Annotated in this window: 25 protein-coding genes; 16 read left to right on the plus strand and 9 right to left on the minus strand. The window is 45.0% G+C overall.

The window, feature by feature from the left end; genetic code table 11:
• Positions 1 to 130: 130 nt before the first annotated feature.
• Entirely contained in the window at positions 131 to 451 is a 321-nt protein-coding gene (locus ACYOR7_RS10170) for a four-helix bundle copper-binding protein (RefSeq protein ID WP_479914468.1), read from the minus strand.
• A gap of 226 nt (positions 452 to 677) precedes the next feature.
• On the opposite strand from ACYOR7_RS10170, the gene ACYOR7_RS10175 reads away from it, so the two are divergent.
• Positions 678 to 1,943: a M20 family metallopeptidase gene (locus ACYOR7_RS10175; protein ID WP_479914469.1), complete on the plus strand. Its 1,266-nt coding sequence runs from the start codon at positions 678 to 680 to the stop codon at positions 1,941 to 1,943.
• A gap of 378 nt (positions 1,944 to 2,321) precedes the next feature.
• On the opposite strand, the gene ACYOR7_RS10180 is transcribed toward ACYOR7_RS10175, so the two are convergent.
• From ACYOR7_RS10180 to ACYOR7_RS10190, 3 genes are all read right to left on the minus strand, one after another.
• A complete protein-coding gene (locus ACYOR7_RS10180; RefSeq protein ID WP_479913835.1) occupies positions 2,322 to 2,663 on the minus strand; it encodes a hypothetical protein in 342 nt (113 codons plus the stop codon).
• 224 nt (positions 2,664 to 2,887) lie between these two features.
• Positions 2,888 to 4,072, minus strand: a complete 1,185-nt coding sequence (locus ACYOR7_RS10185; RefSeq protein ID WP_479913836.1) for a cation:proton antiporter domain-containing protein — start codon at positions 4,070 to 4,072, stop codon at positions 2,888 to 2,890.
• Positions 4,073 to 4,192: 120 nt separating this feature from the next.
• Positions 4,193 to 4,663 carry a universal stress protein gene (locus tag ACYOR7_RS10190; RefSeq protein ID WP_479913837.1) on the minus strand — a complete coding sequence of 157 codons (471 nt, stop codon included), beginning with the start codon at positions 4,661 to 4,663 and terminating at the stop codon, positions 4,193 to 4,195.
• Positions 4,664 to 4,824: 161 nt separating this feature from the next.
• On the opposite strand from ACYOR7_RS10190, the gene ACYOR7_RS10195 reads away from it, so the two are divergent.
• Complete coding sequence (locus ACYOR7_RS10195) at positions 4,825 to 5,652, plus strand: alpha/beta fold hydrolase (RefSeq protein ID WP_479913838.1); 828 nt, start codon at positions 4,825 to 4,827, stop codon at positions 5,650 to 5,652.
• Between the two features lie 462 nt (positions 5,653 to 6,114).
• Here the strand turns inward: ACYOR7_RS10195 and ACYOR7_RS10200 are convergent, their stop codons facing one another.
• On the minus strand, positions 6,115 to 6,615 hold the full coding sequence (locus tag ACYOR7_RS10200; protein ID WP_479913839.1) for a 4Fe-4S dicluster domain-containing protein: 501 nt from the start codon (positions 6,613 to 6,615) through the stop codon (positions 6,115 to 6,117).
• 386 nt (positions 6,616 to 7,001) lie between these two features.
• Between ACYOR7_RS10200 and ACYOR7_RS10205 the strand changes: the two genes are divergently transcribed.
• From ACYOR7_RS10205 to ACYOR7_RS10220, 4 genes are all read left to right on the plus strand, one after another.
• Positions 7,002 to 7,511, plus strand: coding sequence for a CBS domain-containing protein (locus tag ACYOR7_RS10205; protein ID WP_479913840.1), 510 nt, complete (start codon positions 7,002 to 7,004; stop codon positions 7,509 to 7,511).
• A gap of 995 nt (positions 7,512 to 8,506) precedes the next feature.
• Positions 8,507 to 8,740: an antitoxin VapB family protein gene (locus tag ACYOR7_RS10210; RefSeq protein WP_479913841.1), complete on the plus strand. Its 234-nt coding sequence runs from the start codon at positions 8,507 to 8,509 to the stop codon at positions 8,738 to 8,740.
• A 7-nt stretch (positions 8,741 to 8,747) separates the two neighbouring features.
• Positions 8,748 to 9,137 (plus strand): type II toxin-antitoxin system VapC family toxin, encoded by a 390-nt coding sequence (locus tag ACYOR7_RS10215; RefSeq protein ID WP_479913842.1) that lies wholly within the window; start codon positions 8,748 to 8,750, stop codon positions 9,135 to 9,137.
• A 291-nt stretch (positions 9,138 to 9,428) separates the two neighbouring features.
• The gene (locus tag ACYOR7_RS10220) at positions 9,429 to 10,793 is read left to right on the plus strand and encodes a B12-binding domain-containing radical SAM protein (protein ID WP_479913843.1); all 1,365 of its coding nucleotides are present in this window, start codon (positions 9,429 to 9,431) and stop codon (positions 10,791 to 10,793) included.
• An 814-nt stretch (positions 10,794 to 11,607) separates the two neighbouring features.
• On the opposite strand, the gene ACYOR7_RS10225 is transcribed toward ACYOR7_RS10220, so the two are convergent.
• Positions 11,608 to 11,865 (minus strand): hypothetical protein, encoded by a 258-nt coding sequence (locus tag ACYOR7_RS10225; RefSeq protein WP_479913844.1) that lies wholly within the window; start codon positions 11,863 to 11,865, stop codon positions 11,608 to 11,610.
• A 291-nt stretch (positions 11,866 to 12,156) separates the two neighbouring features.
• On the opposite strand from ACYOR7_RS10225, the gene ACYOR7_RS10230 reads away from it, so the two are divergent.
• From ACYOR7_RS10230 to ACYOR7_RS10260, 7 genes are all read left to right on the plus strand, one after another.
• Positions 12,157 to 12,333: a tautomerase family protein gene (locus ACYOR7_RS10230; RefSeq protein WP_479913845.1), complete on the plus strand. Its 177-nt coding sequence runs from the start codon at positions 12,157 to 12,159 to the stop codon at positions 12,331 to 12,333.
• A gap of 678 nt (positions 12,334 to 13,011) precedes the next feature.
• Positions 13,012 to 13,275 carry a DUF4326 domain-containing protein gene (locus tag ACYOR7_RS10235; protein ID WP_479913846.1) on the plus strand — a complete coding sequence of 88 codons (264 nt, stop codon included), beginning with the start codon at positions 13,012 to 13,014 and terminating at the stop codon, positions 13,273 to 13,275.
• A gap of 1,207 nt (positions 13,276 to 14,482) precedes the next feature.
• Positions 14,483 to 15,148 carry a GNAT family N-acetyltransferase gene (locus tag ACYOR7_RS10240; protein WP_479913847.1) on the plus strand — a complete coding sequence of 222 codons (666 nt, stop codon included), beginning with the start codon at positions 14,483 to 14,485 and terminating at the stop codon, positions 15,146 to 15,148.
• Positions 15,145 to 15,942: an amidohydrolase family protein gene (locus ACYOR7_RS10245; RefSeq protein ID WP_479913848.1), complete on the plus strand. Its 798-nt coding sequence runs from the start codon at positions 15,145 to 15,147 to the stop codon at positions 15,940 to 15,942. The genes ACYOR7_RS10240 and ACYOR7_RS10245 overlap by 4 nt, the downstream gene beginning before the upstream one ends.
• A 285-nt stretch (positions 15,943 to 16,227) precedes the next feature.
• Positions 16,228 to 16,572: a hypothetical protein gene (locus tag ACYOR7_RS10250; protein WP_479913849.1), complete on the plus strand. Its 345-nt coding sequence runs from the start codon at positions 16,228 to 16,230 to the stop codon at positions 16,570 to 16,572.
• A 1,478-nt stretch (positions 16,573 to 18,050) separates the two neighbouring features.
• On the plus strand, positions 18,051 to 18,197 hold the full coding sequence (locus ACYOR7_RS10255; RefSeq protein ID WP_479913850.1) for a hypothetical protein: 147 nt from the start codon (positions 18,051 to 18,053) through the stop codon (positions 18,195 to 18,197).
• 391 nt (positions 18,198 to 18,588) lie between these two features.
• Positions 18,589 to 18,813 carry a hypothetical protein gene (locus ACYOR7_RS10260; RefSeq protein ID WP_479913851.1) on the plus strand — a complete coding sequence of 75 codons (225 nt, stop codon included), beginning with the start codon at positions 18,589 to 18,591 and terminating at the stop codon, positions 18,811 to 18,813.
• A gap of 796 nt (positions 18,814 to 19,609) precedes the next feature.
• Here ACYOR7_RS10260 and ACYOR7_RS10265 read toward each other — a convergent pair.
• Together ACYOR7_RS10265 and ACYOR7_RS10270 are read right to left on the minus strand one after the other, a co-directional pair.
• Positions 19,610 to 19,912 carry a hypothetical protein gene (locus ACYOR7_RS10265; RefSeq protein WP_479913852.1) on the minus strand — a complete coding sequence of 101 codons (303 nt, stop codon included), beginning with the start codon at positions 19,910 to 19,912 and terminating at the stop codon, positions 19,610 to 19,612.
• 257 nt (positions 19,913 to 20,169) lie between these two features.
• Entirely contained in the window at positions 20,170 to 20,676 is a 507-nt protein-coding gene (locus ACYOR7_RS10270; RefSeq protein ID WP_479913853.1) for an Lrp/AsnC family transcriptional regulator, read from the minus strand.
• A gap of 1,286 nt (positions 20,677 to 21,962) precedes the next feature.
• Between ACYOR7_RS10270 and ACYOR7_RS10275 the strand changes: the two genes are divergently transcribed.
• The 3 genes from ACYOR7_RS10275 to ACYOR7_RS10285 all read left to right on the plus strand — a co-directional run bounded on the left by ACYOR7_RS10275 (position 21,963) and on the right by ACYOR7_RS10285 (position 24,426).
• Entirely contained in the window at positions 21,963 to 22,256 is a 294-nt protein-coding gene (locus ACYOR7_RS10275; RefSeq protein ID WP_479913854.1) for a hypothetical protein, read from the plus strand.
• Between the two features lie 1,358 nt (positions 22,257 to 23,614).
• Positions 23,615 to 24,097 carry a universal stress protein gene (locus tag ACYOR7_RS10280; protein WP_479913855.1) on the plus strand — a complete coding sequence of 161 codons (483 nt, stop codon included), beginning with the start codon at positions 23,615 to 23,617 and terminating at the stop codon, positions 24,095 to 24,097.
• 173 nt (positions 24,098 to 24,270) lie between these two features.
• The gene (locus ACYOR7_RS10285; protein WP_479913856.1) at positions 24,271 to 24,426 is read left to right on the plus strand and encodes a hypothetical protein; all 156 of its coding nucleotides are present in this window, start codon (positions 24,271 to 24,273) and stop codon (positions 24,424 to 24,426) included.
• 142 nt (positions 24,427 to 24,568) lie between these two features.
• On the opposite strand, the gene ACYOR7_RS10290 is transcribed toward ACYOR7_RS10285, so the two are convergent.
• Positions 24,569 to 25,012 (minus strand): universal stress protein, encoded by a 444-nt coding sequence (locus ACYOR7_RS10290; RefSeq protein WP_479913857.1) that lies wholly within the window; start codon positions 25,010 to 25,012, stop codon positions 24,569 to 24,571.
• Positions 25,013 to 25,545: the final 533 nt, after the last annotated feature.

Genomic DNA, 25,545 nt, shown 5'->3' on the forward strand with positions numbered 1-25,545 from the left:
TCTCTTTATACTTTTAAGCCGCTCTTTAGAGATCGGCACATTCTTGAGAGTCATTCTCCTCGGTCTTATTGACAGAGCCATTTGATTTAGGCCTTGCGTTCAGTGGAGTTTATTTTTCATGCAGAGACTCTTATCTCAATATCAGACTAATTAGTGGAGGTCCGAGCAGCAGCAACAATGCAAGCCGGACAAAATCAGATACTATTCCCGTCCTGAGCATACTGGAAATCCGCACAACACGCGATGAATAAACTATTGCCATAAGTGGAGTCGTAGAAGGAATTGCAGTTGATATGGAACATGCAAGGCCTGCACACTCGCGGTTAATTTGAGCGCAACTTGCCATCATTTTCACGTGGGATTCACGGAGGTCAGAAGTAGCGCAGAACTCGCAAGCCTGTGCGCATTTCATGCAGGCGTCAATGCAGGTTTGTTCTGCCGCAACCTCGATGTTTCACACGTCCTGCTTCAACAGCGCGCATGCTGCAACAACCTACCTAGTCAGAAGCAAAAACACACGCGATAGGCACAGGACTAGATAGAAAGTCCCATAATTAGATCTGATGATATTCATTCATTACCAGTGAGGCGAATGGAATCTTCAATATTGTACAAACTCTTTTTAGCACGTGCATGACTTATTTTTGTGATGACATTTGGATTCCTCGGGCAGGAAGATGAAGGTGCGGGAATCCCCTAGAGCGGTCCTTGCGAATCTTGATCCACTTCTCTCAGACTTTCAATCACTGTATATGGATATTCACGCTCACCCGGAGCTCTCCATGCAAGAAGTAAGAACTGCAAATCTGGCCGGAGAGAGATTAAGACACGCGGGATTTGAAGTGACTAACGGAATCGGCAAGACGGGCGTCGTAGGGGTACTTCGAAACGGCCAAGGCCCTACCGTCATGTTGCGTGCCGACATGGATGCGCTTCCTGTTGAGGAGGCAACTGGATTGCACTACTCGAGCAAGGCTACCGCAACGGATCAGGAAGGGAAGATTGTTCCGGTTATGCACGCCTGCGGCCACGATATGCATGTTACATGGCTAATTGCAGCAACTACGCTGTTCGCAAAAGCTCTCGATGTGTGGCGGGGAACCCTTATTGCTGTCTTTCAGCCTGCCGAGGAGACAGCGGCCGGCGCTCGAGCAATGATTGCCGATGGGCTCTTCAATTTGCTCCCCAAACCTGATATAGTGATCGGACAACACGTCATGCCTTTTCCTGCCGGTGCCATCTACTGGCGTTCGGGAGTCATTCTTTCAGCCGCTGACAGCCTGCAAGTACGATTGTTTGGGCGTGGCGCGCACGGATCCATGCCCGAGGCAAGTATCGACCCTGTGGTGATGGCAGCTTCGACGGTGATGCGCTTGCAGACCATCGTCTCACGAGAGATCGCCGCCTCAAAGTCCGCAGTAGTCACGATAGGTTCGCTGCAAGCCGGTACAAAGGAGAATGTAATCCCTAATGAGGCGCTGCTCAAGGTGAATATCCGCACACTGGATGAAGACGTTCGCATGCATGTACTGAATGCGATAAAACGGATAGTTGATGCGGAAGCGGAGGCTTCAGGAGCTCCCAAACCACCAGAAATTTCGGTTATTGACAGTTATCCTCGAGTAGCAAACGACCCTGAGGCGACCAAGAGAGTGGTCGACTCGTTTCATTCAAGATTCCCCCAGCGCCTACATGAGATGTCCCATCCTATGTCTGGGAGCGAGGACTTTGGGCTGCTCGGAGAGGCGTGCAGCGCGCCGTCTGTCTTTTGGTTTGTGGGTGGCGTAGACTCTAAAACATATGCGGAAGCAGAAAAGACTGGTCGAATCAGAGAGATGATACCTACGAACCACAGCCCACGTTTCGCGCCAGCGATTAATCCAACTCTTCAAACCGGTGTCGAGGCACTAGTATCAGCCGCTTGCGCATGGTTATCGTCCTAAACTGCTGTCAGGGTTAGGAGATTTTTGCGAGTACGCTTCTATAGTTATTGGATCTAGCTGGAATCTTTTTGTCTTTTCACTTGGTAGAGCGACCGCAGGTGGTGGGGGATATAATGGGACTTTACTTGTTCAGGCGTATCCAATTTTCCGGACCTGGGACTGCTTCTATCGAGGCGTTGAAACTTGTTGGCCGATTAATAGGCGCAAAAATATACCTCTCCAATCGCTACAAGAAAATGCAGAAATGGTAAGGATAAAAACGAGAGAAATATTCACTCTCTCTCATATACACACATACATACATACACACACGTAATTTATCATAGCGAATTTTCTAACATACCAATGTATTATCTATCTATAGCATCCTGCATGCTCCTAGAGTGCATTCCGCCTATTCATCTGCGCAACGCAGATGCTAAACCCAATATGCATGCACTCTGTGTCGTCCGGGCATGCACTGCATACAGGCACTCCGCCAATCATTTTAACGGTAACCTCTTGACTGAGCGTGGAGTCAAACAGCAGAATTTCCTCATCATTTACGATCTTTTTCAAAGAGAGTGGGCCGCAACGAGCACTCTGATCTTCTGCAGACATTAACCATTCTCCAAAAGCAACAACTCCTTCATCTAGTGTGTTTTTGCCTTCGAATTTCCTTTCGTCCCTATGATTTGAATTGCCTTTCGATGATTCTCCTTCTTCTTTTCGATCAGACATTTTTCATCAGTCATCGATGTGGTTTGTTCGACGACAGACAGCTCTGTTCCTCTTCAAATTCAACACTTATCAATCTTATGGACATGATGGATGGATGGATGTAATACCGCGACTGCCGTAAGTTATGAGGTAAAAATATTACATCTTTCTATCTCTTTTTTTCTTCCTTCCTTTGCATAACATCATCATCATATCTGTTTTTCATCTTCGTCATCTTTTTTCACTTAAGATGGAGCAAATCTCTCGCTTATTTTGAATCCAAACTTGACAACATACGGAGACAGAAACGAAGTAATAATCGTCATTGCTCCAACCATCGGAAGAACAAAACCGCTGGTAGCGCCGACGTCCGCGCCTCCCTTTGCAGTAACAAGGGCCAGCTCCCCTCCTGACGCGGACGATCCAAATGCCGCTTGCAATGCTGTTTTTTTGTCCAGTCCTTGGGATTTTGCAGACAAGTATACAGTTGCAAACTTGGATGCAAAGGAAACAGCGATGAATATCATTGCAGGGATGATAAACAATGGAAGCTGTGACACATCCATTAGCGCCCCAATCGATACAAAGAAGAGCGCCGCAAACATGTCTTTGAGTGGTGTTGTCAAGACATGGGCAGTTGCATGGCTTTTGGACTCGGCCACAAGCACTCCTGCAAAGAATGCGCCTGCTGCAACGGATATACCAAGCTCGTGTGCGATAAATGATAGACCGAATGCCACGCCTAGTATTGCCACAAGCAGCACATCAAAGTGATTGGTCTTGCTCACCATGTCGACAAACTTGGGCACCGTTTTTGAGCCGATGAACAACGCGCCACCAATGAACGCCAATACGAGGCCCACTGACGTACCGATCTCAACTATGGTAAGGTTGCCAGTCGAAGCAACCGACTGAAGTACGGCAAGTGTTGAGACTATGATGATGTCTTCAATTACCGTCACTCCCAGGATAAGTGAGGCAGTATCAGTCTTGGCGATTCCAAATTCTTTCATTACTTGGGAAAGCACCACGGTGCTTGTCACCGAGATTGCCAAAGCTACGAACATGCTGTCAAACAACGTCATCCCCATCGCTTGCCCTACCGCAATCCCAATACCAAAAGTGCCAAAGGCCTCTGCAAAAGCGATGATCAGTGCCTTTTTGCCGACGGCCCGCAGCTTGGCAATTGGATATTCTAGGCCTACAACGAACAGTAAAAGCACTATGCCAATTTCTGCAAGTAGGTTTAGGATTTCGGGATGCAGAATTAGACTGAATGGGGGTGTATGAGGTCCAATTATCATCCCAGCGGCGATATACCCTATTACCATTGGTTGCTTAAACTTGTACGAGACAAGTGCCATGACAGACGCAACGACCATTATTATTGCGAAATCCTGAATTACTTGAGCCGCTGCTATCTCTGCCATGTCTTGTGTTATCTTTCTCCATCATTGTTTCTTCAATCTTCGGTCATAAACATTACTTATGGTAAAATTGCAAATTAGCATCGAGACGACTGCGGACTATTGCCGCTGCCGGTCATTGCGTCACTTTACTATCAAAACAGGACTCGCAGATTCTTCTGCTAGTCTTCTAGCAACGCTTCCAAGCATCCGCAGCTTGGCAAGCCTGCCCTTTTGTTTTAGCCTCTTGCTGGCGATAACAACGAGGTACGGCCTGTCCCGTCTTATCAATTCGATGATCTTTTCGGCGGCACTGACACCCTCCACTACCATGGCAGACCCTTTGATGCCCTTGGAGTTAATCCAGGACAAATGCTTTTGAAGTTTTTCGGCTTCTTGCTCATGAACATTTTTCCTGTACAAATCTAATGCCTTTTTGACTCTTTTTCTCTCCACTTCATTCCAGTGAGACATGGTTGAAAAATCGAGTATTTCTGGCACGACTCTGACCAATTTTATGTCCATCTTTAGGCCCTTGGCGATTCCTATTGCATACTTTATGGCCTTGGTCGATGACTCGTTTTCCTCATGTGGAACAAAGATTGTTTTGGTCATATTATTAGATCATTTTTCGGTCAAGCGAGTATTAAGAGTTCAAATGTGTCTGTTGGTACAAGGTCTATGACGAGCTAGTACGCAAATTATTTACAGAGTAGATGGAGTATCTGAACTGTTAAATACGCGCGAGGTGACATAATTCATCTTACCCCAAGACTATGCCTTATCTGCAAGTAGCTCCTCACTCAATCAACCTGTATTACGAAGATCACGGCCCCGTCGATTCGTATCCTCTTGTCCTAATCCATCCCATTGGAGGCAATGTCCTTATCTGGGAACACGAAATCTCGCTTCTTCTAAAGAACGGATTTAGGATAATCGCTTATGAGATTAGGGGACATCATAGGACGAACATGGGCAAGTGCAATGCATATGCCATGCAAGACCTAGTAGACGATCTGAAAGACCTCTTGGCTCACTTGAATATTCACAAATGTACCATTATAGGGCATTCGATTGGCGGGATAATTGGTTCCATATACGCAGGACAGAATCCAGAAAAAGTAGATGGTCTTGTTTTGATCAATTCGTCACCCAAGAAATTTCAGGATTCCGACTTGGAGAAGCACTTCGAAACACGAGCCATTGCAATTACCCGGGGCATTGAAGCATTGGCAGAACACAAACTTAAGAGCTCTGATGAATCCAAGGACCTTGCTAAAGAGAAGCGATACTCTAACTTTTTCAAGAATGTATTTACAAAGACCTCTGTAGATGGATTTGTAGCGTCAACTGTGGCTCTTTATTCCATACCTGAAGATGCTGCGGGAAAATTACGAATGTCAGGCTGTAAGATGCTCGCGATAGTGGGGAGCGACGATTCTGCCTTTATGAGGTTATCAAAAGAGACTAAAGAATTGGTGCAGGAGATGGAGCTAAAAGTGATAGAAGGCAGCGATCATTGGGTGATAATAGAAAAACCAAAGGAGATGTATGATATCCTAATGGGCTTTCTGGATAAGACAACCAGAGTCTCCAAGAGTTGACTCAATTCTCCTTAGGGATGTTATGACTTCTTCTTACACATTCTATTTTCACGGGCCTCTTGAGTTGAATAAATTGGAGGGAGTCATTTTATTCCTCAATGCCGCTGGCCGGACAGCAGAATATTCCCTAGCTAGGCCACAGATACTGGCATCGATGCAATATCGTCATTGAGGCATCTAGGACATTCTACGATCCTGCTAGAGGCACCTAGAAGGGAGGCGCACCAGAAGCAGAAACGACAGAATAGGAAAACTATATTTGCGCCATCTTGATTACGGGTTGGATAAAGTTTCATCATTGTCATCAGTTAATAGATCGTTTCCCATGCCTATTAATGATCGATATACATTTAGTAGTACTGCGTAATGTACTCTGAACCCGTGCTGTTCGTTTGTCTCTTCTAAACGCGTTTGTGAATGTGTGTGTGTAGATACTGTTGCATATCGTGAAATAATTGTTGCTTAACCCTTGAAGGAGCTTGCGGCCTGATCATGAAGTTTCAGGCTTGATTCCTCTACCTTGATAGCCTGCGGTGGACACACGGAAACGCAAGCCATGCACCATATGCAGTCATGTTCCCTTATGGGATCGGATTTATCGGCATAATCCTTTCTTCCATCTCTCAGACTATTTTCACCAATTCCTTCACTGGTTGCATTTTGCATTTCTGTCGCAGGCACGTCCTGCTCTGTCCTGTACCACTGGTACACCTGTACGGGGCACGCCTCTATGCAGGCGCCGTCGGCTATGCACGAGTCCCAGTCTACCGCCACCGCGGTTCCATGAACACCTAGCGGCAGGATTTGCTCTCCCCTTGCCTCGTATGACTTCTTTACTTCTTCGTTTTCGGAGGCTTCTGCTGCTCTTCCGGGGCCCCATACAAAGTGAAAATGCTGTCCATCCGCATGCTTGTGCTTGCCTATCACTTGATGGTTTTTGGGAAACTCCGGATCAATTGGCATTAACATTTGATACACTCTTGATTGCTTTAAAGCATCCTGTCGCGCCGTTTAGTATAATGCACAAGAACCTTTTCTTAAATTATCAAGTTCAAGCTGAGTCACCTCTAGACATATTTCATTTACTCGTTTTGATGCATCGCGGGCATCGCTTCTCAGTATCAGGCCGATCTGAATGGGTATTTGTAGAGTAGCTGCTAGAATAATCCGGAATACCGACGTAACCGATAAAAATTACCCGAGAACGATACTATGCGATTTGCACAGATGTACTTCATAATAGTCGTGTGGGCTGCGCGAATCCCCTCGTTGATTGCTTCTTGAATACCTTCATCATACTTGCCTCCCACGATCCTAAAGCGTAAATACTTTCAGGAAGAATAGATCACATGACGATAGATGCTATCCCTGTTTCGAGCATCATGACAAAGAATGTAAAAACTGCCAGCGAAAATCAGTCGATAAAGACTGCTGCAGAAATAATGGATAGAAATAACATTGGTACAGTTATTATCGGTGAAGAAGGTGGTGGTACTCCCTCTGGCATCATAACAGAACGAGATATTGTCAAGCTCGTCAGTTCTTCTCAAATTTCTTTTGAAGAGCATTTATCTAGTGTTATGAAAAAGCCGGTGATTACCGCGGATTCGATGATGTCGCTGAAGGACGCGCTTCATACCATGCAGGACAAGAACATACGTAGACTACCGGTAGTACACAATGGAAAAATGGTAGGCATACTAACGGACAAGGATATTTTTAGAGCGATACTTAAGAGCCCTGCTTTGCTCTCAAACTTCATGGATCTAAACCTGCCAGCCGATTATAGACCGGTCTATCAGAGATTTTCAGAATTTATGCTTGCAGATCTACAGCATCCGCAGTCGGGCAATAGATGATATAATGGCGGAGGGAGTAGTTTTGTCCCTATTCCGACATAATTTTGGATTAGACCAGCAAATTCCCACTATACCTTTGCGAACTTGCGGTAAATTCGTTCAGAACATATTTCTACTTCTATCGTTTGACTTGATTTGATCGATGGTACCAATATTTGGCTAAATGAAGTACGCGAAAAAGAAAAATACACAGTACTGATTGGCGATCATTTCACCCTCAGTAATCGAGATTAACTTATTGAGGAAATCTTAAAAGTAAAATTGCCCGAAACTGCCTCATTTTTTGCTGCGCCTTACACGCGGATTATTTTCGCCATAATTCCTCGGACGAGCAATCCATACTACTTTCTCGCATTGCGGGCAGTGGGTATAGAACTTGGCATGCCCATCATACTGCCACACCCTCTTGCAGTCAGGACATCGAAGCTCGACCATTTACAGGGAGATATCCTGCTCATCGTATTTATGATGATCCCATTTGAACTGTTGATTGGCAGCATATGCTAATCGTCATCTCTCATGTCTGAGAATCAGGGCACCCCTTGGAAAGGCCGGTCGTTATCGCTGCGAAAGTGATTATAATTACAAGGGCACATCTATCAGTACGACGATTTCCGTTGGCCTTCAAGAAAGTGCTTGTACCTTATGATGGTTCGAAGCAATCCGAGAAAGCATTGAGGGTAGCAGCAGAATTTGGCGGTGCTATGACATCAGACACTTTTCCCAATACATCGGGTCCTTTATCTTCTACAAGCATACATTTTCCCCCATCAGCGTTTATCCAGTAAATACAATTGTAGCAAAAGTGTGTCCTTCATGCAGATTAGAGTCCGCGGTCGGTGCTCAAAGACCCGCACTGCGGGGATTGTGTGTCCCGCATTTCGTATCTTGATGACCCGCATTTCGCATACTCACACACGCACCCCTACATACACACACCAAATAGTCCGCCAGGTAAATTTTAAATACACATATGTGTATTATATTATGCTGCCATGCCGACGAGGACACTATCAATAACAGAAGAAGCATACCGCGCTCTCAAGGCGTCAAAGAAGGAGGGCGAATCATTCACGGATGTCATTCTACGGCTCACGGGAAGCAGGGGCAGCGCGCGCAGGCTACTTGAAATGATGGATGAGTTGTATTCGCCAGAGCTGGCCGAGAGCATTGAACAAGCAAGCAAGGAATCACGCAAGAGCTTCAAGACCCGCGACGTGGAACTCTGATAGGAAGATGGTCTGCCTAGATACCGACTTTATGGTAGCCTATCTGAGAAAAGACGCTGCGGCAAAAGAAAAGCTGCAAGAGCTCGAATCTTTGCGTGAACCACTACATACCACCGTGATCAACGCGTTCGAGCTGTACAAGGGCGCCTTCAGGGCCAAGGACCCAAAGACAGAGCTTGCCAGAGTAGACGCGCTCCTTGACGCCTTTTTCATGCTTGCGCTTGACAGGGACTCTGCAAAAGCGGCAGGAGGGGCTTTCCACCACATCAGGTCAAACGCGATTGGCGAATCGGACCTTCTGATAGCAAGCATCGCCCTTGCCAACAAGCAGGTTGTTGTCACGAGGAACAGAAAGCACTTTGAAAGAGTGCCCAACCTGCAGGTAGAGGAATGGTAGAAAAACTAGATGCTAACTTACTTGGATGGCAGAGATTGTACTCGCGTGAATTAAGGTGCTTTTGATGCTCTCATTTACGCTTCTGGTTTATGGTCGGTCTCTATCTCTATCTCTTTATCAGCGTACGTCAGAAAGATAAAGATCCTTAGCTGTGGCACCGCCCTCTCACCCTCTCTCCTCCCTCTTCCACGCCCACCAATATTACGAAGAATAATCCGCAGGATCCCCTTGCCATCTCGAGATAGCGCGTCCTGCCATCCTTAAATCATTGTGACGCCTTTATTTATCCAGATGCAACTTCTGGATCCTCGTACCTCAAGAAAAGCCAAGCCTTCCTCATCTTCATCTTCTTCTACTGCTACAAACTTTATCCCCCCAGAATGGAAGATTTTGCTTGTGGCCCCTAGCTCAGATTCAGAGACTCCAAACTTTATCAGCAAGATTGACAAACAGGGGAAGCACAAGTGGCTCAACGCCTACACTCCTGCAATGGGCATTAGATTCATTGCAGAGAATTTTGATGGGATAGAAGTACTAGAGTATCCTACAATCCACGAATTTGAGAAAGTATTGGAAGAGAATGGCTTTGATGTCGTAGGCATCAGTTTTCTTACTTCCCAAGTAGAGCAGGCCAGAATCATGTCGCAGATTGCACGTAACCACGGGGCCAAAGAAGTTTGGGGAGGCGGCTGGGGCATAGATACGCCGGGTGTCAGGAGCTACTTTGACAGGTCGTTTAGCGGCTATGGAGAGCAGCGCCTCCTTTCAGTAATTGGAAACAGGCTGAAAGGCAAGACGCAACGTCATCCTGTTCTTCTGGGTGAAGCCCATTTCTTCAAGTTCAAAGCCAAAGTCGGATACCTCTATTCTATCCGCGGTTGCAAGTACAAATGCGAGTACTGTCCAACGCCTGCCGTCATACCGGAACTTTTGACCATGGAGCTGGATGAAATAAAACGAGTACTCGATATTTACGCAAAGGAAAAAGTGCATGCAGTAGTAATCTATGACGAAACATTTCTTCAAAACCCACTGCATTCCTGGAAGGTAATAGAAATGTTAAACGAACGGGGACTGATGTGGTTCTGTCTTACCAGCTCTGAAGAACTTGATGGCAACGTCTCGAAGCTGCGCGATAAAGGGTTCTTGGGATGCTTGATGGGCATGGAATCATTGCGCGACAAGACATTGACAGATTATCGAAGAGGCAGGCTTACGAGCACGAATATGAGGGTTATAAAAGAAATGAAGGACAACAGCTGCTTTGTGCTTGGCACCTACATGTTCTGCCACGAACTGGATACCAAACAATCCATGCGTTCCGACATCGAGAAGCTGGCAGGATTAGAGATTCCTGCAGTATTGCCCGTCATTTTTACTCCCTTTGCGCCTACGCCGCTCTTCCAGAAATATGAAGAGCGGATTATCGACTGGAACTGGAACCACTGGGATGACGGTCATCTGGTATGGAAGCACCCTGCTGTTACTCCTGAGGAGGCAAGGGAAATGCTGTTTGAATGTGATTCGATGTGCAATACATTCTCATGCAATGTTGGTTTTGCCATGAAAGAGGCCGTGCGCAACGTCATTCCATTTGTAGTCAAAAAGATGATCAGTAGAAGGTTTCCCACAATGGCAGGACGCCATCAAGAATAAATTATTATCACAAATTAAACTTGACAAAGGGTTCCTAATTTTTCGAATCTCCTGTCTTTCAGTTGCTCTCATCGAGCCAACCCGGTTGTTTTGCCATTAACGCATAAATCGCTTGGAAAAAGTCTTCGAGCTGGCGAGCCGTAAGGCCGATTTCTCGAATGGCCTCAACGTTCACTCCCCATTGTGCAAGCAAAACATAGATCTCCCGGATTCTTCTCTCTTCAGATAGGAACGTCATTTTTTATGGCGACACTACCAATGCGACTTCTTCCTGCTTGGTTGTGAGTTCAGGTTCACGGTCCTTAAGTGTATCCTCATACTCTGCCTTATTTATGCAGCCCGTGCAATATCTCCGAAGAATTAGGTAATTGCGCATCTGAAACAAAGCGTCCATGGTAGCCACATTCTCACACAATGTGCAGTATCTAGGCAAACGTTTTGATTCGGTGGGTTTTATTAGATAAGGTCTTAACATGATTCCTAATATACAGATTTGACTAAATGCATTGCACCCAGACAGCTCCTATTTGTGGTCCTTTCGACTAATCTATCGCATAAAGCGGTTTTTTGGTTCTCATTGACCAAGGTACTGACGTATGGCGCGCACACACATATGGAGTAATTGCATTTGAAAAGAAACATTCTAGCGGCGGTTTAGGGAGGAAGGATAAATGCTAATGTGTTTGCCAAAAGAGAGCATTAGCATAGACTATAACGTAGTTACGGTTATGCCCTGAATAGCGCAGAGGCTCATTTCACATTTGGAGTAGCAGAAGACAAGCTGCAATAGTGATATAACGCATATGCAGAGAAATCAGACCTTTGTCTTGCTGTTGTTGTCATCATCGGTCTTTTTCTGTTCTCGCCTCAAGGTGTGACGTCTAATGATTTCCTTATCTATTTCCTCATGTTTTATCTGTTCACCCCTCCTTCCAGGTGTTTTCATACCCTGCTGTTTGACCTCATTTCTCTCGATTTCTAACTCGCTATCGCGGTCATCTTGTTTTTTCTTTTTCAACTCGCCCGCATACCTTTCGCGAAAATGTTTTTCCTCTTGAGTGTCATCAACCATGTTATCTATTCGCCATATGTAGATTTACTCAAAGAGCAATTTATAAGAAACTATTTCTACTTTTGTATCTTGCCAAATAATTCTTTCTACACGAGCGCATCAAGAGGAGAGACAATGGGCCGGAAACCAAGATTATCATGAGCCACGCAAGTCCTCCTCAACCATCACCACCGCCGACACTTGTCTTGCATTTCATAGTTATTTTCTTATTTTAGAGAAAACTTGGAATAAGCCAGAACATACGTAGGATAGGATAAACATTTTATCTCCACACAAGCTACCGGTCTACAAATGCCCATAGTTACAGTTGCCATGTACAGCGGAAGAACCCAAGCTGAAAAGGACAGACTAGCAGAGGCAATTACAGAGGATATTGTAAAGATATTAAAGGTGCAGAAAAAAGACGTTACTGTAGTCTTTCAAGAAGCAGATCACGGGAACTGGTATAACTCCGGAGTCCGGTTGTAATGCTAGAATAGATTGTCTATACCTTGACTTTGAGGACAGAATCATCGAGAAGAATGCGAGTGTTCATTTGAATATCGCCGGCAACTTTTTCTTCAAATTCACCAATAACTATGATTGAGGGTTGGTTAGCCGGGCCCTAATTTCCATCGCCTATTAAGAGAGAATCGAGTCTCAAAATAAAATTTTTGTAGTGGCATAGGAAGGAGTATGTTTTTCTATAGACAGAAGGAGCGTAAATACCAAGCCATCGCCTCCTCTCCTCCAAAAAGTCACCAGGATATCCCCGAGAGTCTACAAAGCATGTGTGGGCGCGTCGGGATATGCGTGAAATAGAGCTGGTGATAGTAGCAGTTTTACTCAACCAATTCTTGACTATGAGAAAAAATATCGAGCCCGGTTCATGTTGAAAAGTAGTTGTAACTTCCTCCTGCAAAAACAAAGCCGCGATCATGGTCATTGACAATGACTTTGGAAACATGCAGGTCTTGACTGTGTGTACCTACGGTAAGTATCAGGGTGACAGCAGAAGTTTTTGAGCAGTTTGAATCTTGTTTTGAAACCGAGCGAAGTCGGCATCTGGATAAGAAAGCAACAGCGAACCTGACCTTTAAGGTTCTACAAGTATGTGATTGCAGAACATTCAAGACTTTCCTTGACGCTTCTTAGGATAGATTGGAAATGAAAGCTCCTATCGTCGTCAACATGAGGGAGGATGGCTACGAAGTCTATATCGGCCGCCCGTCAAAATGGGGCAATCCCTTTGTCATCGGCAAGGACGGCTCCCGGGAGGAGGTCATGGCCAAGTATCGCGAGTATATCCTGACCCGCAAGGATCTGCTTGACAGCCTGCATGAGCTAGAAGGTAAGCGCCTTGGATGCTTTTGTGCTCCATTGTCTTGCCATGGCGATGTGTTAATCGAACTTGTCTCACAACGTCGGTAAGACCGGCCTCTACTTCTAGCCTTCTTTTATGCGAGGCGCTCTCCAGCCCTGTGTAGGATCAGGATGAAATCGCAAAGGCAAGATTCACAGAGATGGTGCTCAGAAGGCCTGTGCATATATACGCAGCTATCATCCGTATCTACAGGTACCCGTTAGGTAGGAAGAAATCTCTTCAACAGGATGATGTCAGAAGCAAAAACGTGCCCAAGGCTTTTGAGGGACCCTGGAAAAGACACTACCGACGCCATTCTTATGTCGCTAAATCTAGATCGGCAAAAGATGATGGCAAAACAAATAACATCTGCAGAATAGTAGGGCCGATTGACATTCTGGAACTGATTAGAGATACTATTAGGTCCCGGATGGTGAAAAGACCATAACAAGAAGCAATTCGGTTCAAAAGATCAATTAAGACGCAGACATAATGCCATAGGGATTTAGCGAAGATCGGGGTAATGTCAAGTCGAACAAATGAACCTAACAGGAAGACGCATGAGCAATTGACTCAAACTGACGATTTTGTGCAGCAGGCCAACGTAGAAAGAATAACAAAAGAGATTTACGACTCTCTCAAAGTCTTTGGAGTAAATGTTGTCGCATTGAAAAACTTGCATTTATCGTTCAACGAACTGGGGTATTTGTACCTCCAGGTCATGCATCTGGTTAACAGAGAAAATGGACTGATGGGACCGCCAAACTAATGAAACACAATAACCTATGTGAGAGTATGGACACACCATACACAATTCCATAGACCGTCACCATATGCCCCGGTTGCGAATGCTGCTTAAATTGCACCGGGTATACGAGATACGACGATGGCGTCTGCTGTCCTTTTTGTAATGGTGCCAGAATACATGTTATTGCCTTCCGAAATGAAGAGAACAATCAAGCTTCGTACGGATGTAAAACATGCAAAGGCAGCGGCAAGTTAGTCAGATTCCTTCTTGGTACTTGGGGTACTTTGTGCGTTCAACTGAAAATTAGGAACCACTCACTAACACTATAGAATTCTAGCCTCGGCCGGCAGGCCAGTTTTTTGGATGACTGTAATCCTCTAATTCTATCCTTCAACTCGATAGAGCATCTGCACACTCTCTATGCAAATTCACATTGTATGGGTTTTTCTGGCCTTTGACAGTCGGGCCCATGAATATACGCCTCGTCCTGCAGTTTGCAATGCCGCAAAACCCAAAAATAATTGAATGTGCCAACCACAATCGTGGCCATGAGCGGACCTGCCGGCGAGGTGGAGATACGCATTATAAGCGAGAAGGACATTCCCGGCATCATTAAACTCCAACAAGAATCATTCCCACACATGGCAAAGGATGGGACTATATGGAACGCGCGCCACCTGAAAAGCCATATCCAGATTTTTCCAGAGGGACAGTTCGTGGCAGAATTTGAAGGAGTCTTAGTTGGCTCATCGAGCAGCTTTATAGTCACCCTAAGCCCTGACTATGCCCAGCACACCTACACACAGATAACTGGCGCAGGCATGTTCACAACTCATGACCCGAAAGGCGACAGCCTATACGGGGCCGACGTGTCGACTCACCCTGAGATGAGAAGGTTGGGAATTGCGACCGCACTATATGATGCAAGAAGGAAGCTTGCAATAAGGCTAAACCTGCGCCGCATAATCGCCGGCGGCAGGCTTTTCAACTACTGCGAGCATGTGAAAGAGATGTCTGCCGAAGAGTACGCGAGAAAGGTGGTCGCCGAGGAATTGTCGGATCCCGCGCTTTCATTTCAACTCAAAAACGGCTTTCGGTTCATTAAAATACTCCCGAACTACCTAAAGGACAGGCGCTCGCTCAACTATGCGGCCTTCATTGAGTGGAAAAATCCGGAGTACAACGCTAGATGAGGATAATCGACTGTCACGTCCACCTCAACCACTACGACGGCACGCCGTTCAAGCCCCTTGAAGAGCGTGTGCAGGACCTTGTCAACACGATGCATGCAAGCGCAGTAGATTCTGCAATAGTCTTGACGTCATATGTCGTGAACGAAGACAGACCTTCACTTACAAAGGTACTCGAGGCAACAAAAAAACACGACAACATCGGAGTAGTCGCAGGATACTCTATAGACAACCATACCGACGAGGACATCCGGTTGTGCAAAGATTGTCTGAAGGATGGCCGAATAAAGGGAATGAAACTGTACTGCGGCTATGAGCACTACTACCCTTACGACAAACGTTATCAGAGAATTTATGACATGTGTGTGGAGTACGACGTGCCTGCGATGTTCCATACTGGCGACACGTTCAGCGCCAGGGGAAAAGTGCGATATTCTCATCCGCTCAATATCGATGAGGTAGCAGTAGACAACCCTGCCCTCAAGATAGTGATGTGCCATTTGGGCAATCCCTGGATTCTTGACTGCCAGGAAGTGATATACAAGAACAAGAATGTTTACGCTGATATATCCGGGTTCGTGTTGGGAGATTTTACACAATTTTATGAGGAATTCATGGCGGACAAGATAATCGAGCTCTTGAACTATGCCGGCGAACCGCGGTACTTACTTTACGGCACGGACTGGCCCATATCCAACATGGAATCGTACCTAAAGTTCGTTGCCGGCCTAAATCTGTCGGAGCACACACGTGAGCTTCTGATGTACAAGAACGCGGCAAGTCTATTCAAGATATGATACGAGAATCGGGATGTATAAGTTAGTAAGGTAGGATATGAGCATGCTGTCTATACCGTCAGTACTTGCGTAATGTATAGAAAGTTTAGCGGAAAATGTCGCAAGTGTTTTTACAGCTTAGCTAGAAAATCATTTTGGCTGCATTTTGACCAGAATTTCAAGGAGATAGTTATTTACCCGTTTCTAAAGCCGTTCGGTTTATCGAACATGAATGACCAGTCATGTGTATGGGCACGATTAATTAAGTTAAGTTCAATGTATATAGTCGGTGGTTGTATTGTGAATATGGCCACTGAGAATGTCGCTTCAGTCGTTCCTGAACAGTCCCGCAGCAGTAGCGTAGGGCAAGTTACGGGGACTGGAACACCTGCGGAAGATAGGGAAGAAGAAAGAGCACTATACAGTTTGTGGAATCTTAAAGAGGACGCGAAATGGGGCAAAGATGTTGACACGCAGAAGAAAGCCATTCGGGATTTAGCAAGAATTGGTACTCCTGCTAGGAGTTACTTGGAGGAAGTCTTGTCAGTTCTTACTCAGGGCGACACAAGGGACTATTGCCAAGAGGCCATAAACAACGTCACCCGCCTTGAGCTAAGTGAAACCAAAAAGAACGTCAAGGCTGTCAGGTAAAATCCCTGCATCCTGTCGTCCTACTATGCCATATTTTTCCATTGACAGCCAGTGTGGTGGCCGGCGAAAAGACCACCAGACGGCAAAATCGATCCAAAGGACCAAAAAGGACGCAGATATAGTGCCGCAAACACATATCATCCATAGAGGCCCAAGATGCGGAGGCAGACTGAATATTGCCTTCCTACCCTAAATTATCAATTCCTGAGACAGGCCTCACCAGCCTGTTACTCATCTCAACGGGTCCGGTCATCCCTCGGTGTGTATGAGCAGTTATGCAATCACAGCAGCAAATGTGCCATCCACTGCGCTTCGAACATTCATCAGGTCAGAACCTACGGGCAGAAATCTTGCTATGCCTCAAGAATTCGAAATGTCAAGCTCTTCTTGCAGAAGTTGCTTCTTGCCACACCCTAAATACATCCTGATTTGCTTCAATTCTGGTTTGTGTCTTTTCTAGAGTTACCAATTCTTGTCAAGGCGGGAATCGTGTCTTTCCATAAGTGATGCAATCCGGCGATGAAAATCCTCAAGATCGTGTAACGCAAGGTTCATTTTCTGTACGGCGTCGACATTTATCCCCCACGCCGCGAGCTTGTCGTAAAGCTCCTCAACTCTTTGTTTCTCCTGGATCGATAGTGTCATTATTACTCAACCATACTTCCACGGACGCCGTTTATCAGACATGAATACGAAGGGAAGATCTCGTTAAATATCATCATGCTCTGCACCAAGCAAACAGTCATCACAATATCGCTGAACCACTATGCAATTTGTCAGTTGGAATAAGACATCTGCAGTAGCTGCGTTTGAACATGTTGAGCAAGAGTAAGACATCTTATTTTTCTTAAGCTTTGCAGGTATGACCTGATAGGGTTTTAGCACGACTATTAGTGGGTTATCTTCGGTAAATGATTTGGGACCGAATCATGGGGCGGACAGGTCTTTTGGCTCACACTATGTGCTATGAGTTGGTTTTTTGCACCACGCGTTTTGGCGACCTGAGTTGCGAGAAGGGAAAAAGATAACGAGACCATAATTGAGAGAAATATGAGCATATGGTAGATTACTACTGGTATGGATTCAGTTGCTTGATATTTTATTGTCTGCTATCAAAACATTCAAACAATTTCACATTGAAAAGAAATCTGGACTTGGCTGTAAAACAAAGCCGCGCTCATTACTGACAATGGCAGAGGGAACACGCAGGCCTCGACCATTGAACTTGCAAGACAATTCAAGACTAGACCGGCAGAACCAGACAGAGGCAACTTTCCTTCATTATCTAGTCTTTTGTTTCGAAAAACAAACTGCTTGAAGCAATCGCTAGGGTAAATGCAAAGTTAGAGAAGGAAATACAAGAGCGGGGAGTACAATCTATGAAAGGCAGGGAATGGGGGAGAACAGCAATTAGAGGCCAAGACTTGGAAAAGCTAGTCCGAGCGTGATATCCTTCGGGCCGAGCTTGATGCACAGGATTGGTTGAGAAAATATCGTTAGGAGAAGATGGCAAAAAGACTACAAAAAGCAGCAATAGGGTTCAAAAGACCACCAGGACGTGGATTTCAAGCCATAGTCATTTAGCAGATAATGAGATAAGAGAACTTGGAGAGAAAAGAGAATGAAATTAAGGCCGACAGGGATAGCATTACTAGCCATAGGCATACCGTTGACAATTTACGGAGTCATAACTTATTCGAACATCGTAAACCAAGTAAATGCGGGCTATTGCTCTCTCAACCCAGTGTCGAATCTTCCAATGTGCGAAGATGCTACGGGTTATGGAGTGGTATTTGTAGTAGGTTTGGTAATCCTTGCCGGCGGGATCGTATCTTTGGCGATGTCTAGGAAACGCGCCGCGGTAACAACTATGTAGGTTTTTGTTGATTAGAATGTACCACGGCCGGTTAAAGCAAGACACCATTTCAGGCCTGATTTTAACAGGGATGCGGAGAGATGGAAAGAAAAACCATTTGAATTCTGATTCGCAAACATACAGGAGGTTCAGATATTGAGTTGGCTGATAAAGCAAGCCATTCTAACTCGAAGCGGATTTTTGTAAGCTATAAAGAGATTTCAGTTTCTGAAGACTCGCTTACGGCTGCCGAGATATTGATAAGAACGGGCTTTCACCCTGCAGCATACGAGCTTTCTTTCTCGGATACCGGAAAGAGAGTTAACTATGATAGAGAATTGAAAATAAGAGACGGCATGAAGATGGAAGCCACCGTAAAGTCGTAGGAGCCGATTATTTGGGGGGTCCCCAGTAGGGAGACTCTGCTAAAGGCTTTTCTCGCTTGCAGCTGCCAGTAGTATACTAGTCCTTTCTTGTCCGGGCCAGTCATCTTCTGATAGTGAGGTTCATCCTTCGGCGTGTCTTTGAACCCATTAATGATTATCTCGTCATAATTTTCGTATCGATGGTGTAGTCGACAAGCACGTCCATCAGTCGACCCTTCGGCGCCAGCCGGAGTATTTCGAAGAAACCCCAAATGGGACTCGCTAGATTTACCTCTTCAGCCTGTAATGGCCAGAGAGCCATTCTCATAAAATTCCACAGACAGAAGTCACAATAATGGAAACTACACACGGTGTCAAATTGGCCGCTAATATGACCGTTTGGAGAAGAAAATTGGGTCAAAGGACCAGAGAGGAGATAGATATCATGCCGCAAACATTTATCCTCCTATAGCGCAATTAAAGCGAAGGCAGATTCAGCACTGCCTTTCTACCCTAAATCAATCCCCGGGATTGGCCTCTCCCGCCTGGTACGCATTCCGACGGGACCGGCCATTCTTTGGGGTATGATTGGCTACAAAGAATTCCAAATTGCTCTTTCCTTCACTTCGATGGACTCACGAGAATAAGACCTACTGGCGATGAAACGCTGCCATGGATCTCCCTTGTCTTTTACCATCCATTCCTATTTCCTATTTGCTTCGACTCTAAATAATGCTTTTCAAGTAAGCATGCAATAACTATTGTCAGAGTGTAGGGGCCATGCCTTTAGGAAAGAGAATCTCGCGGTGAAAATTCACTAATTTCCATATTGAACAAGTTTGTCAATGATGTCCGGCGACACCGACATTTTCTTCCCGATCCAGTCCACAATCTCACTCCATATTACGTCCCGTACTCCCTCCATCGCCTTCACCTCCTCGAGCAAATCAAGCAGTTCTTTATTGTCCCTGACTATTACCTCTACCCGCAAGTCGATGGTGTGTTCCCCCACGCTTCTTGCAGCGTAAACTACGTTATCCCTTGAGAGCAGTTTCTTTGCCAGCGAGACGGTGGTCCCGCACGTTGTATAGATAAACAGGTCTATTCTTCTGTACCCCAAGCCATCAAGCTTCAGCCCGCATGAATGAGTCAGATAACTCGCATTCAATAAATGGAGTCTTTCGTGGATTTCTTTGGTAGAAATTCCAAGTTCTGTCGCAAGTGCTTCCGGTGAAACCTTGCAATCACCAAGTACGCGTTTTAGAATCTTTCTATCTAGATCGCATAATTGCATCATATATTATATATCCTAATAACATATGCACGCTCGCCTTATACATAGATGCGTATTTGCGCACACGCATCATCTCCCCTTTTCTAGAGATTGTCTATTATCTCGCTTGGGATTGACCTCTTTACCCCGATAACCTCGACAGTCTCGCTCCACACCACGTCCCTCACCCCGTTCATGGCCTTTATCTCTTCGGTCAGGTTGAGCAGCTCTGCGTTGTCCTTGACTATCACCTCCACCTTCAAGTCGATGGTATGCTCTCCGATGGCCCGGGCAACGTAAACCACCGGGACCCGCTTGAGTAGTTCTTTTCCAATCGAGACCGTATTACCACCCTGGGCAAATATCAGCAGTTCCACGCGCCTGAACCCCAGCGATTTCAGATTTAACGTGTATGCTATGGAAAGCAACTCCTTTTCCAGAAACTTCCGCCTTCGTTGCACTGTAGTGCGAGGAAGCCCAGTCAACTTGGCCAATTTGTGGGACGACATTCTGCCGTCTGGATCAAGCAGGACATTGAGTATCATCTTATCCGCCCGCGAGAGAACGTACGGAGGAATCTTTTCCTCATCATTCGCACTAGTGCTTGACACTTGTACGATATCACATGTATGTGGCTATTAAGATGATCGCATGAACGTAAAGAAATAACTCTGACAAAACACTAGGGCTCACGATATCAAGGGATAATGCCGAAGAAAGAGAGGTAGAGAATCAAAGTATTATGATAGGGCGCTTTCAAGATTTGGCATGCAACGACACGGCTATGGAAAATCCCTTGATGCGGTCCTAACAGCTCGGAAGAATTTTGTAGCCATTGCAGAGCTGTTTTTTCTATCTTGTGTGAATCAGATAGTATCTCGTTATCCTGTCGTCGGTATGCCGGAGAACGCCCTTCGCATCAAGACTGTCCAGAACCCGCTCCACTAACCCCCTCTTCTTCAATCCAGTATGCAGGGCAATTTCATGAGGAGTTGAACGGGAACGAATCTTCAGGAAATCTATGACTAGCTGCTCATCTGGTGTAAACAGTTGCTTCATTTACTACCGGTACATATCAGTAAGGACGGCTTGCTCTTATATTGTGTCAGGTAAGTAAAATGGACTATTGACAAGAAGGGCACTAGATAAGGTTAAGGCGCTGAATAACACAAGTATAGCATACACATGATATTCGGCCGCCTGTTCAAGAAAGGAGCATTGCATACGACCGCAAACGGTCCCCTTATCCTTGTAAATGAGGATAATGTTTCATACCAAGTGGATAAAGATGATGCTGCACTATGGAATCTATGTACGGGCATTACATTTGAGCAGTTGCGCGATAGCATCTCCACTAAACTTGGTTGGCAAATCCCTGCAGATGTCCTGTCTCATCTTGAAAGATATGTAAACTGGTGCATTTGGGCAAAATTGATAGAAGTTAGGGACTTTACGTCCGATCAGTTTACAGAGCTGGTGCAGCAGAATAAGGCAGACTCGGATACATTCAGAAAATTGATGCTGTCGACGCAGGAGAAAATCCAACTTTAGCGAAGACAGTCAGATCGGGCAAGACGGTCAATTGACCTTATTTTTCCACACATATTGAGAAAATATTAGAAGACGCCTTTACCCTTGCACAGTTTTATCCAAGTAATTCCTGCAACAAACGTCGGTACAGAAATATAGTGAGCCTTGTGTTGCCGTTGTATATGCCACTCCATTAACAAAGTCTTGGAACTCCTTACCGCATGATTTGCAATTTCTAATCATTTTTCATTATTGTGTAGTGTCTTCTGTCATAAAAGGGATCTGTTTTATTTCGCGCAGCAAAGAGCGACGATGGACATATGCATATATCGATGTTAGCATATTAAATAACAGAGAATGTTCTACAATGGCAAAAATTAGAATATACAAGAGAAATTCAACCTTCGTCGATCTGGCCGACCTTGTGGAGGGTATTGGCGAGATGGGATTGACAGAGACTTTGAAAAAGTATTACAACCAACCATTTGAGCATGATGCCAAGAGCATCGTTGCAGGGCCAAGCTTTATGCAATACCTGAACCGATTGTTCAAGACCCAGATCGCGGCTGGAGATGTACTACAGTTTGAATCAGGCGATCACGGCAAGTACTTTATGTTCTCGCTAACGGGAACATGGGATGAGATAATCAAGCTACAGTAAAAATGTGAAAATTATTGCAAGGCTCTAATCTCTTCCGATAGCAGGGTTGTACTTGATGATGCAACCCTAAAGTCAAATCCAGCTGATTAATAAGGGCGAGATGGCTACAGTTACATAGTTACATCCAAATGCCTATTTCCAAAGACGAATTTGACAAAGGTCGAAGGGAAGATCCAATAATTGACAAAATCCAGGACTTCCTGGGGTCAAATGGAGAAGAGGCATTTACAGAGGATGAGATCCTCAGACGTCTTTATCCAGACCACACGGCATGGCCAGGTGATCGTATTGGTTTCAATAGCGCGATACTCATCTTGGCCTACGCAGGGAAGATTGAGACAAGATTAGTCACTACTCGTGCCGGCGTCGAAATTTACTTTAGAGCAAAATAAGCACGCGCATATCTACCCTTTTCCGAAGCATTTAATGAGAAATAAGATGGATCCAGATTTACTCGTCGATACACCCATCAGTCAGACCTCTTGTTTTACCAGTTAAGTACCAGATACACGCATTGAACCATTATGAGCGACAAAGAAGCTGAACAAGAGGAAATGAAAGACGAAGTTCATGACGTGGAAGATAAGGAACAAGAAGAGGAAGAAGAGGAAAGGGTAGAAGAAGAGGAAGAATAACCAAATTTCCCTTGCCCGAAGTGCTCTAATGAGTCAAGAGAAGTTGGTGAGTGGTTGCGTCTATAGCCTTTATGCTATCCATCATGCGCAAATTATCAAAACACCAAAGACTTGCAACTTCCTCTTATTCGTTACACAATGTCCCAAGTCAGTGACAGATGTGGGAGCTATTCGTTGTTTGGTATTGTACGCATTTTGCGCCGATGACATTTATCCTTACATAATGCAATATCCACATATGCCCATACCAACGAAAGCTAAAACCGACATCAGCAATCCAAATTGCAGAAAAGGTAAGCGAATACGGGATGGTTTCTTGCCTGTTCATATGATGTCGAAAGGCCACTTACACCATGAGGACTTCAAGTTAAAATGCAATCGCTGCTTGGACGACTGTCAATAAACACAGCTGATAACACAAGATGCCACTCATCTGCATGAAATGTGGTAATCCACCAGAAAGTGCATTAAGATGTGTAAAATGCAAGCAAATTACAGGTAGCTGCGCAATTTGTGGTAATAAATGGGAATGTTGGTGCGAAATCCGTAAGATGCGACTAAAGGATTAAAGTTTTGCAATCTGCATATGTTCTAATTCTGCATTGACATTCTTCCCTAGTTCTCTAAAGAAGAGTCGGCAGACCTTATCCAAAGTGGCATTTCTGTCCTCGTCACGAACCTTTGCCTTTTATTCCGATCTGATCCTTCTAGAGACGAGGCAAGATGTACAAGAAGATTCTGGTGCCATATGACATGTCAATGCTCTCTGACAAGGCTCTTGAGCACGCTGTAAGACTATCAATGGTAATCAATAACGACATGGCCGAAGTAATACTATTGCATGTAGTTGCCGAAATACCCATGTATCCTCTAATAGGCATAAAAGAATCTTCATCTCAGGCTCCCAGAGTTGCACAGTTGGTAAAGCATATCGAGAAGGTTCATGACGAGGCCATCAAATACATTGTTCAGATGATCGAGAAAAAGGGAAAGGAAAAGGACGTATTGTCAGGAATTGCCTTTAGGGTAGACGTGCTGAAAGGCATTCCTGTCGAGAAAATATTAGAATATGCAGAAAAAGAAAAAGTCGATCTGATAGTCTTGGGGAGTGAAGGCTGGGGAGAAATCTCAAAATCAAAGACTCTAGGCAGCATCGCAAGAGGCGTGGTTGAGAAAGCGCATTGCCCAGTGACGGTTGTTCATTAGTAAGGCCCCAACAATCTCTCACCAGCTATGAAGCCCGTAGCAGGTTTGTTAAGCCTTGTTAGTTTAAAGGATAGATGCAAGCATAAATTACTATATGAGAGAAACAGTAGGAGAAATAGAAATAGAGACGGTCAGGATGCAAGCCAGACTTTTTGCAAGTTTTAGGGAGCAACTTGTACGTCAGGCTGCTCGATATCATGGCCGAGGCAGATCAGAGCTTGAAGAAATACTGCAGGAGGCCCTTCATTCCGACTAACTCCGCGCTCTACTTCTACATGGTTTTCTCTCCTATTTCCCTGACGCTTGTTTTGACCTTCCCCTGCTCTTGACATCATAAAAAGACATATCTCCTCCCTACTTTGCACTTGCGAAGTAGTTCACCAAGATCATCAGGATGATCTTTCAGAATAATTATTTCTGACCATTGAATGTAAATCATAAACAAGAGGTTTCCGAATTAGTTAACGCGATTCATCTTACGACCAGTACGGGACAGGGCGAATATGCCAGTACACCTGCTGCGACGCTACCTAGAAATAATTTTTCAAGCTCTGATTTGCCTCTTGAACCAACCACAATAAGGTCGATCTTATCCTCTTTGGCATATCTTGTTATTTCTGCAGGAATTGATTCTGCGGTCTCTTTCATTCTGGAACCAATATCAACTCCATTTTCCTTCCCTCGCCTCTGAATTTCTGCAAGCCATCCGCCAGTATCCTTATGAATATCATCTATAAACTCCTTGTACCACACAGAGCGCGGATAGAGGCTCTCGCCAAAAGGTATGTGAATAACGTAGAGAGCGGTCAATGTGGAGTTGTATTTTTTTGCCAACGATATGGCTACGTCAACAGCCCTTAGAGATTGAGAAGATCCATCGGCTGCCACAAGGATTTTCTCGAATTCTTTTGTCATTGTCATTGCAGGATAATGATGTTAGTCGCTATACTAAAAAGTAGTACCCCATACTCTAAATAGAATTGATGATTTTGTCTTCGATGGTTTCTAGGGCCCTTCGGACATATGCATTTGTAAACATCGAGGGCAAGGTCAATCTTATTCCCTTTGGTAATGAACTGTTCAATGTCTGTAGCATAGCAACACGTGTATCAATGTTCGATGCCTCCCTAGCGGCAGAAATTTGAATTAGGATATCCTGTCTTAAATTTATCATTGTACCATTTGTACGTCGAATCTCGCTTATAAGCAGAAGCACCAACAGCTTGATCGCTGCTGGTTTTCAAGTAGTTAGGCGGAAGAAACAGGACCACTCAGTTTATTTTGCACATCTTTTGGCAAAGTCTCGAACTGTGATTTTGCTAGTGTTGCAATCTGACTTTCTTCGATCTTGGCTGAGCGCAATAGAGTTGTTCTTACGTCTGTGTTTGCATCGTTGTATTTTGTTGCTGCTGTTTGTGTTTGTGACATATGCATTGTTAGATAACATT

It is taken from the genome of Candidatus Nitrososphaera sp. 86-2 (assembly GCF_056726185.1).

Coding starts and splice junctions, on each gene's coding strand:
- ACYOR7_RS10175 (WP_479914469.1), top strand. CDS start 678: ATGAAGGTGCGGGAATCCCCTAGAGCGGTCCTTGCGAATCTTGATCCA.
- ACYOR7_RS10180 (WP_479913835.1), bottom strand. CDS start 2,663: ATGTCTGATCGAAAAGAAGAAGGAGAATCATCGAAAGGCAATTCAAAT.
- ACYOR7_RS10185 (WP_479913836.1), bottom strand. CDS start 4,072: ATGGCAGAGATAGCAGCGGCTCAAGTAATTCAGGATTTCGCAATAATA.
- ACYOR7_RS10190 (WP_479913837.1), bottom strand. CDS start 4,663: ATGACCAAAACAATCTTTGTTCCACATGAGGAAAACGAGTCATCGACC.
- ACYOR7_RS10195 (WP_479913838.1), top strand. CDS start 4,825: ATGCCTTATCTGCAAGTAGCTCCTCACTCAATCAACCTGTATTACGAA.
- ACYOR7_RS10200 (WP_479913839.1), bottom strand. CDS start 6,615: ATGCCAATTGATCCGGAGTTTCCCAAAAACCATCAAGTGATAGGCAAG.
- ACYOR7_RS10205 (WP_479913840.1), top strand. CDS start 7,002: ATGACGATAGATGCTATCCCTGTTTCGAGCATCATGACAAAGAATGTA.
- ACYOR7_RS10210 (WP_479913841.1), top strand. CDS start 8,507: ATGCCGACGAGGACACTATCAATAACAGAAGAAGCATACCGCGCTCTC.
- ACYOR7_RS10215 (WP_479913842.1), top strand. CDS start 8,748: ATGGTCTGCCTAGATACCGACTTTATGGTAGCCTATCTGAGAAAAGAC.
- ACYOR7_RS10220 (WP_479913843.1), top strand. CDS start 9,429: ATGCAACTTCTGGATCCTCGTACCTCAAGAAAAGCCAAGCCTTCCTCA.
- ACYOR7_RS10225 (WP_479913844.1), bottom strand. CDS start 11,865: ATGGTTGATGACACTCAAGAGGAAAAACATTTTCGCGAAAGGTATGCG.
- ACYOR7_RS10230 (WP_479913845.1), top strand. CDS start 12,157: ATGCCCATAGTTACAGTTGCCATGTACAGCGGAAGAACCCAAGCTGAA.
- ACYOR7_RS10235 (WP_479913846.1), top strand. CDS start 13,012: ATGAAAGCTCCTATCGTCGTCAACATGAGGGAGGATGGCTACGAAGTC.
- ACYOR7_RS10245 (WP_479913848.1), top strand. CDS start 15,145: ATGAGGATAATCGACTGTCACGTCCACCTCAACCACTACGACGGCACG.
- ACYOR7_RS10250 (WP_479913849.1), top strand. CDS start 16,228: ATGGCCACTGAGAATGTCGCTTCAGTCGTTCCTGAACAGTCCCGCAGC.
- ACYOR7_RS10275 (WP_479913854.1), top strand. CDS start 21,963: ATGGCAAAAATTAGAATATACAAGAGAAATTCAACCTTCGTCGATCTG.
- ACYOR7_RS10280 (WP_479913855.1), top strand. CDS start 23,615: ATGTACAAGAAGATTCTGGTGCCATATGACATGTCAATGCTCTCTGAC.
- ACYOR7_RS10290 (WP_479913857.1), bottom strand. CDS start 25,012: ATGACAAAAGAATTCGAGAAAATCCTTGTGGCAGCCGATGGATCTTCT.